This window comes from Paenibacillus sp. GCM10028914, from assembly GCF_042666275.1.
Lineage (GTDB): Bacteria > Bacillota > Bacilli > Paenibacillales > Paenibacillaceae > Paenibacillus_AQ.
Genome location: NZ_JBHTFO010000014.1, coordinates 89,722 through 107,682, shown reverse-complemented (window position 1 = coordinate 107,682; position 17,961 = coordinate 89,722). Strand labels below are relative to the sequence as shown.

The 17,961-nt window shown below is 43.2% G+C and carries 11 protein-coding genes; 1 reads left to right on the top strand and 10 read right to left on the bottom strand.

All coding sequences use genetic code 11. The annotated features are described in order from the left end of the window. Positions 1 to 21: 21 nt before the first annotated feature. The 8 genes from ACFQV5_RS13175 to uvrA all read right to left on the bottom strand — a co-directional run bounded on the left by ACFQV5_RS13175 (position 22) and on the right by uvrA (position 15,347). On the bottom strand, positions 22 to 6,222 hold the full coding sequence (locus tag ACFQV5_RS13175) for a family 43 glycosylhydrolase (protein WP_379247472.1): 6,201 nt from the start codon (positions 6,220 to 6,222) through the stop codon (positions 22 to 24). Between the two features lie 418 nt (positions 6,223 to 6,640). Continuing rightward, positions 6,641 to 6,793 carry a hypothetical protein gene (locus tag ACFQV5_RS13170; protein WP_379247470.1) on the bottom strand — a complete coding sequence of 51 codons (153 nt, stop codon included), beginning with the start codon at positions 6,791 to 6,793 and terminating at the stop codon, positions 6,641 to 6,643. Between the two features lie 92 nt (positions 6,794 to 6,885). Beyond that, positions 6,886 to 7,455 (bottom strand): helix-turn-helix domain-containing protein, encoded by a 570-nt coding sequence (locus ACFQV5_RS13165; protein WP_379247468.1) that lies wholly within the window; start codon positions 7,453 to 7,455, stop codon positions 6,886 to 6,888. Positions 7,456 to 7,488: 33 nt separating this feature from the next. Then, entirely contained in the window at positions 7,489 to 8,457 is a 969-nt protein-coding gene (locus ACFQV5_RS13160; protein WP_379247466.1) for an NAD-dependent epimerase/dehydratase family protein, read from the bottom strand. Between the two features lie 15 nt (positions 8,458 to 8,472). Continuing rightward, entirely contained in the window at positions 8,473 to 9,663 is a 1,191-nt protein-coding gene (locus ACFQV5_RS13155) for a glycine C-acetyltransferase (RefSeq protein WP_379247464.1), read from the bottom strand. A 181-nt stretch (positions 9,664 to 9,844) separates the two neighbouring features. Further along, positions 9,845 to 10,189 carry a DUF4181 domain-containing protein gene (locus ACFQV5_RS13150; RefSeq protein WP_379247462.1) on the bottom strand — a complete coding sequence of 115 codons (345 nt, stop codon included), beginning with the start codon at positions 10,187 to 10,189 and terminating at the stop codon, positions 9,845 to 9,847. Positions 10,190 to 10,366: 177 nt separating this feature from the next. Continuing rightward, entirely contained in the window at positions 10,367 to 12,655 is a 2,289-nt protein-coding gene (gene metE, locus ACFQV5_RS13145) for a 5-methyltetrahydropteroyltriglutamate--homocysteine S-methyltransferase (protein WP_379247460.1), read from the bottom strand. Between the two features lie 196 nt (positions 12,656 to 12,851). Then, positions 12,852 to 15,347, bottom strand: coding sequence for an excinuclease ABC subunit UvrA (uvrA, locus tag ACFQV5_RS13140; protein WP_379247458.1), 2,496 nt, complete (start codon positions 15,345 to 15,347; stop codon positions 12,852 to 12,854). Positions 15,348 to 15,587: 240 nt separating this feature from the next. On the opposite strand from uvrA, the gene ACFQV5_RS13135 reads away from it, so the two are divergent. Beyond that, complete coding sequence (locus ACFQV5_RS13135; RefSeq protein WP_379247590.1) at positions 15,588 to 16,019, top strand: MarR family winged helix-turn-helix transcriptional regulator; 432 nt, start codon at positions 15,588 to 15,590, stop codon at positions 16,017 to 16,019. A 60-nt stretch (positions 16,020 to 16,079) separates the two neighbouring features. On the opposite strand, the gene ACFQV5_RS13130 is transcribed toward ACFQV5_RS13135, so the two are convergent. Both ACFQV5_RS13130 and ACFQV5_RS13125 read right to left on the bottom strand, forming a co-directional pair. Beyond that, the gene (locus tag ACFQV5_RS13130) at positions 16,080 to 16,826 is read right to left on the bottom strand and encodes a class I SAM-dependent methyltransferase (protein ID WP_379247456.1); all 747 of its coding nucleotides are present in this window, start codon (positions 16,824 to 16,826) and stop codon (positions 16,080 to 16,082) included. Between the two features lie 207 nt (positions 16,827 to 17,033). Beyond that, positions 17,034 to 17,903 carry a LysR family transcriptional regulator gene (locus tag ACFQV5_RS13125; RefSeq protein ID WP_379247454.1) on the bottom strand — a complete coding sequence of 290 codons (870 nt, stop codon included), beginning with the start codon at positions 17,901 to 17,903 and terminating at the stop codon, positions 17,034 to 17,036. Positions 17,904 to 17,961 lie beyond the last annotated feature (58 nt).

Below are 17,961 nucleotides of genomic sequence, written 5' to 3'. Positions count from 1 at the left end.
TATAATCTGGTTGCTTTTCTTTTAAAAGAGTCCTGATTTTTTCATCAATTCTTGAGTCAGTTTGGCTGCTTCAGCACGGGTAATACGTGCTTTTGGCGCCAGAACGGATGCGCTTCTTCCGGAGACAATACCAGCTTGCAAGCTATCTGCAACTCCGGATTTTGCCCAGCTAGAGACGCTAAGAGCATCGTTGTACTCGCTCAGTATCTCTTCCGCAGCCGGACCTCCAACAACTTTCTTAAGCTCGGTGATTTCCATGCTTTTAGCAGTAATGACCATGGCTTGTTCCCGCGTAATCTTCTCATTAGGACGGAAGGTGCCGTCCTCGAACCCAGTGATTAGGCCGTATGCTTGTGCGATTCTTACATTGTCGGCATACCAATCCGATGTTTTTACATCGGAGAATACCTGCTCTTCTCCATCCGATTGAAGTCCAAACGCCCGCACCAGCAGTGCGGCAAATTCTGCACGGGTGATTTCCACATTTGGATTAAACAAGTTGCTGCCTGTTCCACTCAGTATCATCCGTGAAGCGAGATCATTGACGCTGTCCTTCGCCCAATGCGAGGTCATATCCATGAATTCTACCGAATTCGAGACAACCGCATAAGTGCCGTTGTTCAAACTGTGGATTTTCGCATACACTCTGCCGTTCTCTGTGACAATTTGAGTCGGCACCTGACGCACCATACCATCTGGATCGATCAGAATGCCGGTGGCAATACGGCTAGCGTCTGTACCTTTCGGAAGAATGATAGTACTTTCCACATATCCATTAAATGAAGCGATCTTTCTAACAGTAGATCCACTTATAGCAGAAACCTTAAAGTCGAGAAGAACCGAGCTAAGCTTAAATCCTTTTGCTGTCGCCGCCTGTTCCGCAACCTTAGTCATCGATGTTTCCGGTAAAGCAATCTCAATTTGGATCGTCATCTTTGTATTGGTTCCCTCTCCCATTGTCTCCAATGTGTTCAAGCTAATTTTGGAGGCCGGAACCTTGTAGATCCCCCCATCGTTCCGCAGTTCGATTACGATCTTCTTATCCTGAAGTGCCTTCAGCATATCAGTATTTAATTGAGCGATTGCACTGTCTGAATTCGCGGTAACCGTAATGGAAATCACATCGGCCTCACTAGCTGAGGAGAGCCAAGTTTCTAACCTCTTCTGGTCAAGTACAATTGTCGTTACTTTACGACCTTGCTGAGTAGTCGTTCCTATCGTACCCAAATCCACTTCTTTACCGCCAACCTTTATTGCCGCATCTTTACTAGCAGGTAATGCTGTTGATGGCTCTGTTGGGGTCAAAGGTGTATATGTTGGAGGTGGAGTAGAAGGATTAGACGGATTAGGACCAGGTATAGGCGGTGTAACACTTCCGCCGTCTTCAGCGTTTACCGTAATAGCAGTATGAGTGGTAATCTCTTTGCCGCCGGCCCTAACTGTTAAAGTCAAGGTACCATTGCCTGGAGCAGCGCCCTGTATATTCACTGTGTCTTTATCGCTGTCACCTGTAATCTTAATATTACCAAACGCTTCCCAGTGGTACTCCGGGTTCGTCGCATTGATAGGATTCAACTGAGAACCAAACTTAAGTGAATGGTTCACCTCAACAGAAGCGGCTCCTCCGGTGATCGAGACAGACTCCAGCGGGATGACTTCCGGTTCGATTTCGCTTTGTGTAAACTCCCAATAATCCATGCGGAAGGAATCTTTGCCTCCTGCCTTAAACATGAAGAAAATATTGTGAACACCCGTAACAGGTTTGACGGTAGTCTTAAGCGTCTTCCATTGATTCGCTCCGCCAGTTGGTGTCACTTCCAGCGTTCCGATCACATCACCAACCGGACTGTCCTGCCGGATTTCGATGGTGCCAACGGTTGTTGATGCAACGCTTGCTTCGAAGTCACCTGCCCCCCTCGTACCGAAGTCTGCATTTGCAACAGCAAGCCAATCCCCATCTTCCACATCCGTTATGTTCAAATTGATGCTGTCTACCATGTTTCCGGGCTGTGAGGATTTCTCCGTCGCAATTCCAGCTTGCCATGCGATTGTTTCTGCCTCGTTGCGCTGATAAGGATTAAGAGGAATGATCTGTTCAATTCCTTCCATATCTGCCTTGATCGGTTTGATAAACCCGTTGTCATAATACTCCACTTTATTAATGTGTGTAGAACGATACCCTTTTGCTTGGTTCATAGCTTTACCAAGAGTCTGGGCGTGATAGGCAACATACCACTGATCATTAAATTCGAAAATGGCATGGTGATTGTTTCCGCCAACATTGAAAAATACGTTTGGATTTTGCAGAATGGAACCGACATAAGTAAATGGGCCCATCGGGTTATCGCTGACCATGTATGCGATTTCTCCTTTCGGCGGTGATCCTTCCGGATGTGTGCCGGCGAAATTGGAGCAATATGAGTAATAGTATTTACCGTTATATTTGTGAATTCCAGAATCCTCGAAAAGATAAGGAGCATCGATGAGCTCCGCTGAACCCACGGTGCTAATCATGTCTTCTCCCAATTGGATTACTCTGCCGCTCTTCGGATTTGCAATCTGCTCTTGTGTGGGATTGTTCCCGCCGGGAAGACCCCCGCCGAAATACAGATATCCGGTACCATCATCATCCACCAGAACAGCCGGGTCAAACATCCACACAACCCCGTTCGTTCCAGGGATGCTGCTATTAATAAAAGATTTTCCTAGCGGATCAGTCCATGGTCCGATCGGGCTATCGGCGGTAAGAACGCCAATGCTGGAAGCATTATTGGCAAAGTATAAGAAGAATTTATCCTTGCCATCGATTACCTTGTGGGCAACCGCAGGAGCCCATGAGTTGTTGGCCCATTTAGCAGCGCCATTCGCACCTGCTACTGGAATCTCGCCGTGATCCGTCCAGTTAACCATATCAGCAGATGAAATGACGCTGATTGTGTTGATTTTGGAATAGCTATTATCTTTAAGATTTCCGTTCGCGTCATATTCAAAAGCATCGCTTGTCATATAAATATATACTCTATCGTTGTAGACAAGCGCATATGGATCTGCGCCGAATTTATGACTGACGAGCGGATTCGCATATCCAGGTACTTTGGCAAGGGCTTTCGTGTCCAGAGCTTTCAAATCAATGTTAGCAATCGCTTTACTCACGTTGTAAATCACATTGCCACCTTCGATTTTGATGTAATCCGTCCGAATTTTAACCGCTTGATCCTTCGGAACAAAATCTTTAACTTTAAGTTTAATGGTGGCGAACAGGTCGGATGAAGCATTCGTGAATCCCACGTTACTGCCGGATACCTTCAGTTCCAGCCTGCGGTCAGCAAACGCATAGGATGATGTACCCCTAATATTGTCTGTGTTAAATGACACCCCAGTTACCGATACAAATTCCGGAATATCGAAGGAAGCAGAAATTCCATTGTAAGTTCCGTCAGGCAATGCTTCCATTTTTACCGGAACTTCGAATTCTGTATTCGGGCCCCCTAGAACCTCTGAGACATTCCCCAGACTCGCTGTAAGAACTGGGGCTGATTCTCCCGTTCCTGTCATCTTGTTGTCTGTTCTGAAGTAGTCAAAATCAACGTACCCTCCTACTACTTTTGTGGAGTAATTAAATAAAGCATAACGGTAACCCATAAAATGCGGCAGAGTGTATGACATTTGGAGCTGTTCTCCGATCGCTGTCCAACTTACTCCATCTAGGCTGTAATAGAAATATGCCTTATCTGTTCGTTCTTTAAAATCCATATCAATCTTCAGATAAACTTGATCCTGAGTGAGTGGAATGTTAGCGATTTCTTGCGACTGGTTGCCGCTACCATTGACCATTACGATAGATTTAGAGGTCCCGGAGGCTTTCACAGCAACGTAACCATAGTTTTTCTGGAAAGCTGCAAGGCCCGCGACATCTCCATCTTTCATATGATCTGTTTCAATGGCAATATAGCCTGAACTTTCCGGTCCAAAGGATCTCTGTGTCAGCGTATTACGTGCATCTTGAATTCCTGTGCTTTTTCTTCCAGTTGTAAGGCGTAAGTAGCCAGGGCGCTGAGTCAGCGACCAGTTATTGTTATCTGGGTTATGGTTCCACTGCCACGCCAGCGCCAGATTAGAGCCATTATATTCACTCTCTCCTGGCTTCTGATTATCAACAACTGGAGTGCTCGAAGCCGTAAACGAAATGTCATCAACATAGAAGTCCATCAGATCGGTAATTGGATCCTGATTCTCGGTCCATGGTGTCTCAATGAAAATAAAATTGTGGGATAAATCCGCGTCCGAAGGGAGCGTGTAAGTGCCTTGTATCGTTCCCCACTCTCCTCTGTTGATCGTAGCTGAACCAAGCACTTTGATTCCCTGCCAGTTCGGACCATTTTGAATACTGAAGTTGAACTGTTTCTGATCCGGTCCCTCATCGTATCTTACCTTGGCAGAGAAGGAATAAGTGACATTGGTATTTACCTTTCCGGTAATCTCCTGCATGGGACCGTCCCCGGTCGCTTTGCGTCCGGTCGTTTTCAATGCTGAAGTACCACTGCTGTATACGTCATTTGTAACTGACACGGATGCCGCTCCATTAGCAGTCCAAGGCTCGATACCGCTTTCAATATCGCTGTTGATAATAAGCTCCGAAACTGAGTTGTCTGCAAATGAAATGTCATCGACATAGAAGTCCATTAGATCCGTGGTTGGATCTGGAGTTCCGGACCATTGTGTCTCAATGAAAATAAAAGTACGGGATAAATCCACGTCCGAAGGGAGCGTGTAAGTGCCTTGCACCGTTCCCCACTCTCCTCTGTTGATCGTAGCTGAACCAAGCACTTTGATTCCCTGCCAGCTCGGGCCGTTCTGAATGTTGAAATTGAACTGCTTCTGATCCGGCCCCTCCTCGTATCTTACCTTGGCAGAGAAGGAATAAGTGACATTGGTATTTACTTTTCCGGTAATCACTTGCATGGGACCGTCCCCGGTCGCTTTGCGTCCAGTCGTCTTCAGTGCGTTTGTACCGCTACTGAATACATCATTTGAAACTGACACGGATCCTGCGCCAAATGCAGTCCAAGGATAAATACCACTCTCAATATTGCCGTTAACCAGAAGTTCCTTACCAGATCCTCCAGTCGCAGCAGAAATATTCACTTCAGAGAACTCCGAAGATACACTTGGTGCACTGTCTGTAAGTATATTCGAGGAACCTACCCGTTCTGTCTGATTATAGAACTCATCTGAGACTACGATATTAGATTCCGCTTTATGTAACGGAAGAGATATTTCGGTCGGGACTTTGCCATTGACACCGAATACAGGCCAGTCGTCTTCCCATGTCACGGGAACTAAGTAAGGAATACGTCCAACGGAACCGCGGTCCCCAAAGAGAAAAGCATACCAATCTCCAGAAACCGTATCAATCAGACCACCTTGAGCAATGCCAGCATCCTGCAGCACGACTTTTCCTTCATATGGGCCGTCGATTTTGTCAGAGCGAAAAACCAGCTGCGTCCGCATACTGCCACTAGGCCAGGTAATCAGTGAAATATAATACTTCCCATTGATTTTCTGAATATGAGCACCTTCAGCAAGGAGTCCCACATTAGGGCCTGCTACCAGACTTGAATCCTTAATGATGATTGTGTTCAATCCGCCTTCTTTCACCGCAGTGGCGTCTGAAGTGAGCTCGACAATACGAATATCGCCGCCTCCATAAACAAGATATACTCGTCCATCGTCATCGAAAAGAAGGGACATATCATGATAAAAAGGGAGCGTTGAGTGTGTCCAAGGTCCATTTTCAATATCCTTCGTTTGATAAATATACGTCTTCCCTGTTGTACTAGAAGAAAATGCAACATAATATGTTCCGTCATGATACCTGAGACTGCTAGCCCAGGATCCTTTTCCATACTCATTTTCATCATTACTCAATCTTTGTTTGTCGCCTTCGTCCAGAATATCATATACGTAATTAACAATATTCCAATTTACAAGGTCATAAGATTTCATAATCGGAACTCCAGGGTTCATGTGCATGGTCGTGCTGGTCATGTAATAGGCATCACCAACACGAATGACATCGGGATCCGGTACATCAGCCCAAATAATCGGGTTATTGGCAATCCCCGTTTCTTCGAGTGCTTCTTCTGCATAAATGAATCCGGCTGGCACCAAATTCAGCAATAATGCAATCGTTGTTAGAAAGGAAATAAGTCTTTTTTTCATTACGCTGATTCTCCCTTAAGTTTGATATAAGCTAGAAATAAAGCGCTTTCTAAATGTACTATAAAAAAATTTACTTTTTAAGTTCTTTATTCTATTTGCAGTCCCCCTCTGGATTTTGTTGTTATGACTGACTACTTTCGTCAAATTCGAGTTCATTATATCTTGCCCTTACGAAAATCACGATGTAATATCTTTTTTGAAAAGTGAGTTTTTTTATTTATTTCGAAACAGGTATATCTTATTAGTTGGCCCTCATATCGATTATCCAGAATAATTTGTGGTCGCTGTGACTGAACCACTCAAGCTCATCCCCGCTGATACCATGTAAAAGGTTCCGCACATTGTAATTTCTGATTTTGAAATTCAGGAGACTTTTTCCTCAGTTAGGGCAAGGAGCGTAGTGATTTATCCCTTCACTCTAAAAAAGCCCTACCGTAATTCGTACGGTAAGGCTTTTTTTGTATTTAGCTATATTGTTGGAGCTTTTTGTTTTCCAGAATCGTGTTATAACCCAGATGGAATGAAGCATACTTCTTCTCTTGAAGAAGTATGCTTCATTCCATCTGGTCATCTTACTAGTTCCCCCAACTGTAACTGAATTATCATAGTTGAAACGTAAACTATCGAAAAATTTCAGTTGAGCGGATTAAATAGTAATTCTCTTTAACCTCTTGCTGCTGCATCCGCATAATACATAACGGTATAGAATTTGGTTATCTCCGTCCCCGGATTGCAATATTGGTGAGGGCGGTTGGCTGCAAAATGAACAGAACTACCGGCCGGCACTTTATAACTCTCACCGTCAAACCTAAGTTCTAACTCACCTTGATGCACAAATATATATTCTTCTACTCCCTCATTATGAGCTTCCGATCCATGTTCGCAGCCCGGGTCCATCATAACCATGTATGATTCGAATTTCGTACGCAAATTGTAGGGGAATAACGGATAAGAACGATAAGCTCCTTCTTCCTCCACAAAAGGTTCGATTTCATCAGGTGACACAACATTCACATCTAACTCAGCCTTTTCTATGAGTGCTGTGAATGAAATACTCAACCCATTCACGATCTTCCACAATACCGATATCGTGGGATTCGAATCCCCGCGTTCGATTTGTCCGAGCATCGCTTTGCTTACACCTGTCAATTCCGCAACATTATCCAAGCTTAAGCCCCTTGATTTACGTATGGACTGCAAATTTTTACCTACTTTTTTATGAATGGGTTCCAATCGCTAAATTGCCTCCTTCTCTCCGCGTTACTATTAACTGATCTTTGTCTTGTCGTCCTGTAACTTCTCCATAAGTTTCATTACCATATCATCGGTCATGCGTTCTAAATCATATTGTACATCAAAGCCCCATTCTTCGCGCGCTGCTGTTGTATCGATTGAATCTGGCCATTCTTCTGCAATATGTTGACGAATCGGATCCACATCGTACTGAAGTATGAAATCAGGGATATGCCTTCGAATGCTTGCGGCAATCATCTCTGGATCGACGCTCATCGCGCTTACATTAAAAGCATTACGATGTATCAACTTGGATGAATCCGCTTCCATAAGTGTAATGATTGCACGAATCGCATCCGGCATGTACATCATGTCGAGGAACGTTCCACGCTTAATATAAGAGGTATAACTGCGATTAACGAGTGCTTCTCTATATATGTCAACGGCGTAATCGGTTGTTCCCCCTCCAGGAGGTGCCGAGTGTGAGATGAGACCTGGAAAACGCAGCCCTCGGGTATCCACACCAAATTTATGATAATAGTAATCACATAACAGTTCCCCCGCTACCTTACTTACACCATAAATGGTCTTCGGTCGTTGCAGGGTATCCTGCGGTGTTCCTCTCTTCTGTGTATCCGATCCAAATGCTGCGATTGAGCTAGGGGTGAAGAACTGACAAGATAGCTCGCGCGCTGTCTCTAGCCCACTTAACAAGCCGCCCATATTCAAGCGCCAAGCGAGGGCAGGATCCTTTTCTGCTCTGGCGGAAAGTAATGCAGCGAGATGAATAATCGTATCTGCTCGATGTTCCTGTGCCGCTTCAAAGAATGCTGTACTATTCGTTACATCTAATATTTTAAAAGGACCTGACTGACAGGCTTCATTGTCTATACGGCGAATATCTGTAGCTAATACAGCTTCTTCACTGTAGATCTGTCGAAGCTTCTTTACCAAGTCACATCCAATCTGACCAAGAGCACCGGTTACCATTATTCGTTTCATCTCAGAACCCTCCTGTTATATGAGACCCAATTCCCGTCCGATCGTTTCATATGCGGTAAGCGCTCGATCCAGCATCTCTGGTGTATGAATTGCTGTCGGCATGTTCCGAACACGACCAGTACCTTTTGGTACAGTTGGAAACACGATGGATTTGGCGTACACGCCTTCTTCGTAAAGTCTTTCACTGAATCTTTGCGTTGCTGTCTCATCTCCAATAATGCACGGAGTGATCGGTGTTTCTGTTCTTCCGATAGAGAAACCAAGAGTCTTAAGCCCTTCTTGAAAATACCTTGTATTATCCCACAACTTTGTTTGAAGTTCCGTACTGTTTTGCAATATATTTATAGCCTCAATACAAGCGGCGACATTGCCGGGAGGAAGAGCTGTAGAGAATAAAAATGGCCTACTTCGTACTTTAAGCCATTCAATCAAATCATGTGAACCTGCTACATATCCACCAACAACACCTATTGCTTTCGAGAGCGTTCCGATTTGAAAATCGATTTTGTCTGACAGACTAAAATGTTTTACGGTTCCAGCACCGTCTCCCAAAACACCTGATCCATGTGCATCATCTACATACGTAATAAGATCATATTCTTCAGCGATGGTAACGATTTCAGGAAGCTTTGCAATATCACCATCCATGGAAAATACACCATCCGTAATGACCATGATCTTATCATACTGGCCAGACTCTCTAGCTGCCTTAGCTTTATTCCGCAAATCTTCCATATCCGAGTGATTAAATCGAATAACTTTCGATTTTGTCAATCGGCAACCGTCGATAATGGAAGCATGGTTTAATTCATCAGATAAAATCGCATCACCCGCACCCATCACAGCAGAAATCGCCGCCATATTACAATTAAAGCCTGACTGATAGGTAATCACTGCTTCTGCACCTTTAAATTGTGCGAGTCTCTCTTCAAGCTCAACATGAATCTGAAGCGTTCCGTTAATGCTGCGAACAGCGCCGCTGCCCGTTCCATAAAGTTTTGTCGCTCGTATTGCAGCTTCCTTCAAGCGATCATCATTTGCCAATCCTAGATAATTATTCGAGGATAAATTTACGAATTCGCGGCCCGTGATCGTAATTAAAGGACCATTAGGGCTTTCAAGCGGCTGAATGGTGTTATAGAGCCCCTGCTGTTTTAACCCCTCAAGATTTTGCTGAAGAAAAGAGGTTAATGAATGACTGGCCATGTGGATTTCCTCCTCGGAACTGAATTTGATCGACCATTTCCTGTATTGTATGCAATAATCAACCGAAATGCAATATAGCATACAAAAATATGTTATATTAAACAAAATAAAACCAAGCTCCTTAACCATCAGGTAGCCTGGCTTCAAAGAAGCAATCTATGTATATTTCACCATCATCATATTAAAATTCAATAACTATACTATAAATGAGACTAAACACGAGGGTTATAAGCGTAACAATATGTTCTCTTGATTCCCTAATATACTTCCATTCGATTAGAAAATTAAAGCTTAGCACAACTATCAAAAGACCCAGCCAATACAATTTCTTTAAGTTCAAATCAGGTAGATCAAGATAGATGAAAAAGAGAACCCCCATAACTACTAGTATGATATTTCCCCATCTCGAAACATGTTTTCCGCTTGTCTCAGACATTCGATCTGCTTCCTGATTTATGATTTTTTTTCTTAATATGAATTGAATGATGACGAGAAACAAAGCTAATATTGAAATTTCTACACTCATATTATTCCCCCTTACATATCATCGTCTCCTTTTAGATAACACATGAACGAAATATAAAGTTAGGAAAATATTCGGCATTATTCAACAGAGATAACAAACAAGCAGGCTACCACGGTAGCCTGCTCTTATAACCCTAATTTATTCACCCATACATCTTATATGATTATCTTAGCTCGATTACACCTTGAGTGCATATTTCGAACGAGCAATCTCCGTAGCTTCCACCATATTACGTAATGAATCAACGGTTTCTTCAAGTCCTCGTGTTTTAAGTCCGCAATCAGGATTGATCCAGAACAACTTCGGATCAAGAACTCGCAAAGCGCGTTCAATCATGCTTGTCATCTCTTCAACTTCTGGAACACGCGGACTATGAATATCGTAGACACCCAATCCGATTCCTAGTTTATAGGTGTTTTCCTCGAAGCTTTGAATCAGCTCACCATGGCTGCGTGAAGTTTCAATCGAGATCACATCCGCATCCATCGCTTCGATGGAGTCAATCATGTCATGGAACTCGCAGTAACACATATGTGTGTGGATTTGCGTTGTCTTCTGAACCGTACAAGTCGTCATGCGGAATGCTTTGACCGCCCACGACAGATACTCTGCTTGATCTTTCTCCTTAAGAGGTAACCCTTCACGTACCGCTGGTTCATCTACCTGAATCATTCCAATACCGGCTTTTTCAAGCGCCTCTACTTCTTGCCTAAGAGCATACGCTAGCTGATAAGCAATCTGCTCACGTGAGATATCATCACGGACGAAAGACCAGTTCATAATCGTGATCGGACCAGTTAACATCCCTTTGACAGGATGCTTCGTCTTAGTCTGGGCATACTTCGTTTCCTTCACCGTCATGGCTTCGTCAAATGCTACATCTCCAAAGATAATAGGTGGTTTGACACAGCGGGAACCATATGACTGGACCCAACCAAACTGTGTAAATGCAAATCCTTCAAGCTTCTCACCGAAAAACTCAACCATATCTGTACGCTCAAACTCACCATGTACGAGTACATCGAGTCCAATCTCTTCTTGAAGTCTAACCCATGTGTCGATCTGTTCCTCGATGAAATTCTCATACTGTTCATTATTCCATTCGCCCTTACGCCACAACTGACGTGCCTTACGCACTTCAGATGATTGCGGGAAGCTGCCGATGGTCGTCGTCGGAAATATAGGTAAATTCCATTTCTCCTGTTGAAGAATATGACGCTCAACAAAAGGAAGACTACGTTTCGGTTCCTGTGTACGGATGGCCTCAACTGCTTGCAGGACGTCATTTCGATTGCGCTCGCCAGATTCTTTTAGCGCTTGTAAAGCACGATCACATTGCTCCAATTCTTTACTAATAGAATCTTTAGTTGTGGAAATGGCTTTGGTCAGAAGGACTAGTTCATCCAGCTTCTCATCAGCAAATGCCAGTGCATCTTTAAGTTCGGGCAAAAGCTTCGTTTCATTGCTCACCGTAACTGGCACATGAAGTAAGCTGCATGAAGACTGCACAATAAGTTGATCTTTCGCTATATATTCCGATAACTTTTCCAATAAATCCAGTTTTTCATGAAGTGACGCTTTCCAAATACTTCGTCCATCAATGACACCTGCACCCAAAATCTTATCCTTAGGAAATCCAAATGCTTGGATGGATTCAATATTAGCAGATGATCCATGAGCGAAATCTAGCCCAATACCTTTAACAGGCAACTGGATAATGTCATTATAGTTCTCTACCGATTCAAAATAAGTTTGCAATATAATGTTGAGAGAAGGAGCTGATGCCGTCAGAGTTTCATATACATTTTTTAAACGTTCAAGATCAGACTCGCTTAATTTCGTTACTAATATCGGTTCATCAATTTGAACCCACTGAACCCCTTCCTTCTCTAGCTCTTGAAGGATTTGAACATAAAGTGGTAGTAAACGCGCTAACCAAGCATCCGTCTCAGATGGCTGGTATCCCTTAGACAATTTCAGGAATGTTAAGGGTCCTACAAGAACTGGCTTCCCTTCAATTCCGAGCTTCTCTTTCGCTTCTCGGTATGCTATAAGCGGACGATTCTCAGTAAGTGCAGGAGCTGCTCCATCTAATTCCGGAACGATATAGTGATAGTTTGTGTTAAACCATTTTGTCATTTCACTTGCCGTTGCTTCCTTGGTTCCACGGGCAATTCCATAATATATAGATAAAGGTACAATACCACCTTCATAATTAAACCGCTTAGGTACAATTCCGAACATTGTAGCTGTATCAAGAATATGGTCATAATAGCTGAAATCATTAACTGCGATGAGATCGATCCCCTTCTCCTGCTGCTTACGCAAATGATTCAGACGGATCTCCTGAAGCTGATTATGAAAATCTTCTTCTTCAAGCTTTCCAGACCAGAATGCTTCGAGCGCTTTCTTCCATTCACGCTTTGCACCAATACGCGGATATCCCAATACACTACTTTGCACCATCTTGTAACACTCCCTATTTCAAATTGTTACAAGAAAGATACCATGTTCAGCTGGATATAGCGTAACTCCAATAAACTATATCTAGTTATAGCCTGTGACTATAACAGAGTGGTTATTATTATTCCTGAAGGTACTACAGCAACCTTTACGGACATTACGTGCATTCTATACCTCGTTCATATTTTATCTTACGTCCTTAAGCTAATATCGCTTTTAAGAACTTGCCAGTATGTGACTCCGTTACATCCGCTACCTGTTCTGGTGTGCCTACGGCTACAAGCTGCCCACCAGCGGCGCCGCCTTCTGGACCTATATCGATAACCCAATCGGATTCCCTAATGAGTTCCAAGCTATGCTCAACCACAACAACGGTATTTCCCAGATCAACTAACTTATCTAGCAGGGTATAAAGCTGTTTAATATCTGTCGGATGAAGTCCTGTTGTCGGCTCATCCAACAGGTAGAGCGTGTGGTTCTTGGAAGGCTTACTTAACTCCTTAGCCAATCTGATGCGCTGTCCCTCGCCGCCTGATAGCGTTTTGACCGATTGGCCCCATTTTAGATAACCTAGCCCGACCTCACATAGCATTTCGATGATTCCTGCAATTTTCGTTTCTGTCTTGAGGATGGACAAACTTTCCTGCACCGACATATCAAGCAAATCCGATATAGAATAACCATCATACTTCACCTGTAAGACCTCATCTGTAAATCTTCTACCTCTACAGTCATGGCATTTAACTTCCAGATCAGGCATGAAGTTCATATCGACAGATAATACACCGAGCCCTTGGCATGTCTCACAACGACCACCAGCCGTATTAAACGAGAAATGCTTCGCGGTCAACTTTCTTGCTTTAGCTTCTTGTAAACCGGCAAACAGTTGTCTTAGCTGTGTATACACATCGGTGTAGGTAGCTACATTGGAACGCTGAATTCTCCCCATGGGTGATTGATCAAAGATCACGATGTTCCCTACATTCTCTAACCCCGTAATCTCATTGCATCCCGTTTGCTTATCTCCTTGAGGACTCCCTTGTGCAAGGATATCGAAGACAAGGGTGGATTTTCCTGAGCCTGAAACGCCCGTAACTGATACTAGACTGCCAAGCGGAATAGAAACAACAGGAATAGAGACATTGCGGGACTGCGCTTTATGGATTGTAATGAATTGACCGTTGCCCTTCCTACGAAGACGTGCAGTAGCCGATTGATTTTCTTCTCTCAAATATGCTCCTGTTATGGAAAGCTCTCTTGCCATTAGGTCTTCCAACCTGCCTTCACCCACGACGGTCCCGCCATTCAATCCTGCCCCCGGTCCAATATCAATCACATGATCGGCAGCTCGCATCATTTCAACATCATGTTCGATCACAAGTACGGTATTTCCCAGATCACGAAGCTCTTGAAGCACCCTGATGAGTCCAGCTGTATCACGCGGATGAAGGCCAGTAGTCGGTTCATCCAGAATGTACAGCACACCAGTCAATCCTGAACCAAGCAATGATGCGAGCCGTAGGCGCTGAGCTTCTCCTCCAGATAGAGTTACCGTCTGCCGATTCATAGATAGATAACCTAGCCCAACATCAATAATTCTCTTTAAACGTGAGGGCATTTCATCAAGGATCGGCTCTAATAGATGAAGACCTTCACTTGGTAGCACTGACTGCAAATTATTAGTCCACTCGTATACCTCGCCTAGAGACCAACTTAGCACATCGGTGATGGTTGCGTCGGCTACTTTAACGAGTCTTGCTTGTTTCTTCAGACGAGTCCCAAGACATTCAGGACATACCTTTTCACTGAAAAAACCTCCGTCTTTCTCCTGACTTGAAGCCTCCCCATCCTTCTCCTTATAACGTCTCCACAAACCGGGGATAACACCTTCAAACTTCGTTCCTTGAACCGGCTTCACATTGGGATAATGGCGCTTGAATGCCTCACTATCAACTCCGTAATATAACAAATCACGTTGAACCTCTCCATAATCTCCCAAAGACTGATCCGGGTCAAAATCAAAGCCAAAATGTTTTCCAGCCGACATTAAAATTCGAATCTGGATATCTCTATGTACACCATTTAACGAGGCTACTCCTCCATCCCGTATACTGAGATCAGGATTGAAAACAGCTGTTTCATTGATGCTTGCTACATGCCCAAGGCCACTGCAAGTTTCGCAGGCTCCTTCAGGTTTGTTGAAAGAAAAGTGTGGCATTCCAAGCTGCTCAAGTTCTGCGCCGCAATGAGGACAGTCTATCGACGGATGTCCCCATTCTTCCTCTTCCTCCACAAGCATACCCTCAGGCTCAAATGTTGGTGGGATATTCTCGTTGCAGGAAGGGCAAATCCTCTTCCCAAGTCTCGAAAAAATAAACCGGACGAAGGTATAAATATCTGTCACTGTCCCGACTGTTGAGCGCGGATTACGATTGGTAACATGCTGTCCAACACTAATCGACGGAGATAGTCCCTTGATCGATTCGGCCTTTGGCTTGCCAATGGTATCTGACGTCATTCGCATAGAGTCCATATACTGCCGCTGACATTCCCGCTGAAGTGTATCCATAGCTAGCGTCGATTTACCGGAACCTGAGGGTCCTGTCAGAACGACGAGCTTGTATTTAGGAATCGATAGCGAGACATTTTTTAGGTTGTTTTCTCGTGCACCTTTAATAACGATATATTCATTCACTAAAAATATCCTCCCTACTTTAACGTACCTAACTCTATTTTCCCGAGGTAATCTACATGTATTCCTTGTTTTTAAGGATTGATTTCGATACAATTAATCCATATTTACTCCAATATCAAGTATCTAGACAACAAAACATCTCGATCATCGAGATAATGAATATCTTAGAAGGAGGTTTATCTTTTGTCAAGCAATCAACAAGAACCCACAACAGATCAGCAGGAACAATTTGTCTCACTCATGCGTGGACTAGGAACTCGAATTATTTTACATCAGCAGAATGTAGCTGCCTCTCTAGGGTTATATAATACTGATTTAATATCCGTGGATATTCTACGCGAAACTGGTCCAATCACTGCTGGAGAACTATCTAAACAAATCGGACTTGCTACCGGTAGTGTTACCGCACTCATTGACCGACTTGAAAAAAGTGGATATGTTCGTAGGGAGAATGATCCTAGTGACCGCCGTAGAGTCATTATCGTCCCCGACTATGAAAATAAAGAAGAAATCATCAACACATACATTCCACTTCATAACGCTATGGTTAATTTAATATCTTCTTATACACCTGAAGAACTTGAACTCATTACGCAATTCTTAGGCAAAGCAAGCAGAGTCTTAGAAGATCAGATTCATTATCTTAGTCCCGCTTCGCGGAACAAATCTTAAATAAAAAGGACGGTGGCCAGAAGAGTCAATTGACTCTTCTGGCCACCGTCCTTTAACACTTTATTTTTTTGCAATGATCATGAAACGTTTGGAATTCGTCTTAATCCCCTTGCTCGTCTGATTAGCTTTGATGAATTGATCTAATATGACAAAGTCATGTTCATCCTGTCCAAAGTTAGGGACAATCGGAGTGTGTTTGAGCAGGAATACTAAATCTTCGTAGGTCTCATAATAATCTGTAGCATCATAATCAATAGCCTTAACTTCTGTAAATCCAGCCTCATATAATTCAGAAATATATCTATTTTTTAATGTGCCATCTTGGACAGATCCTTGGTTCAACCCGAAAGCTTGCCTGATATTAAGTTTATCCGCTTCACTCACTTGCTGAGTTAAGAATATGCCATCGTCGACTAGGATTCTAGCCACTTCTGCTGTATTAAAGGGTGAATGGCGACAAGATACCACATGGAATGAGTTGTTAGGAAAATCGATTTTGTCTGCATCCATCAACATAAAGCTCACATTGGTGTACCCTGAATGACGCAAGTTGGACTTCGCCTTCTCAAACATTCCTGCTGAATTGTCTATTCCTACTAATCTCAAAGCATATTTAGCAATTGATAGTAAAGCTTCTCCGCCACCTGTTCCAATATCCAGCAAGGCGTCTGACTGCTTACATCTTTGAGTAACTTCATGATAGAAATCCCACTTCACACCCTCAGATGCACATTTAACTTTACTGAAGTCCCAGCCATTTAACTTACCAACACGATTGTAAAAGTCCTTATATTCTAACTCGTTCATTTATACTCAAATCCTCTCTATGAGTTCATCGTTCAATATTAGTTCGACTGTAATCAAAAAGGGCAGAGAACCCCCTTGATAGCTGGTACGCGTTCTACCCAGCCCGATAACTAACTACGTCGAACAATACGGAATGACATCCATTTCACCTCATTAGAAAAGATTGTTAATAGTATACTGCCTGAAATCACCTTTGTACAATTACTTTTATAACTTCGGATATTTCTTAACGTAATTCAAAAACCGTTTTGTTGCAGGAGACACTTGCCTCATCGAATTTACCGCAATACCAAGAGTACGATATTTAGGATCATTTAACTCTAAGAGACGTATATTTCGTTGCTGTCCACGCAGGACAAGTTCAGGAAGAATACTAATCCCTAGCCCCTTCTCAACCATAGCCATAATGGCATAATCATCTCCAACAGTATACTTAATCACAGGATTGATCGATGTATTCGCAAGGATCCGATTCACATCATTGTCTGAGCCTTTACTTGGCATAATAAACGGTTCATCTTCAATCTGAGATAATGATACATTGGGCTGCGCACTAAGAGCGTGATCCATAGGTAATAATACGAGCATACGATCTTGTTGCAACGGTACCACATCAAACGCCTCTTTGGTTGGAAGTGATAGAAAGCCACAATCAATCTTCCCCTCCGCGATCCAGTCCTCTATCTCTTGATAATCCCCTTCAGACAAGCGAATCTCTATCTGCGGATAATCTTGCTGAAAATCCTTTATTATTCCTGGCAGCCAATGCACACCTACACTTGTAAAAGTACCGATGTGAACGGTCCCCAGTTCGATACCATGTATAGAAGCGACTTCTTGTTCTAAATGTTCATTCCATTTCAATATTTCTCGTATCGTCTTCAAAATCTGCTCACCGTTTGTAGTTAGCTGTACGCCCGATCGGTTTCGTATGAGCAATGAAAATCCAAATTCATCTTCCAGACTATTCATGATATGGCTGACTCCAGACTGTGTGAACCCCATAGCTTCTGCGGTTTTCGTCAAGCTTCCAAGCTCGACAACCTTCATGAACACTTTATATTTATTAATGCTCAATGACTTCTCCCCTTGTTTCAATTTACATTAGTTATTCTCATGTATACCATAAGTAACA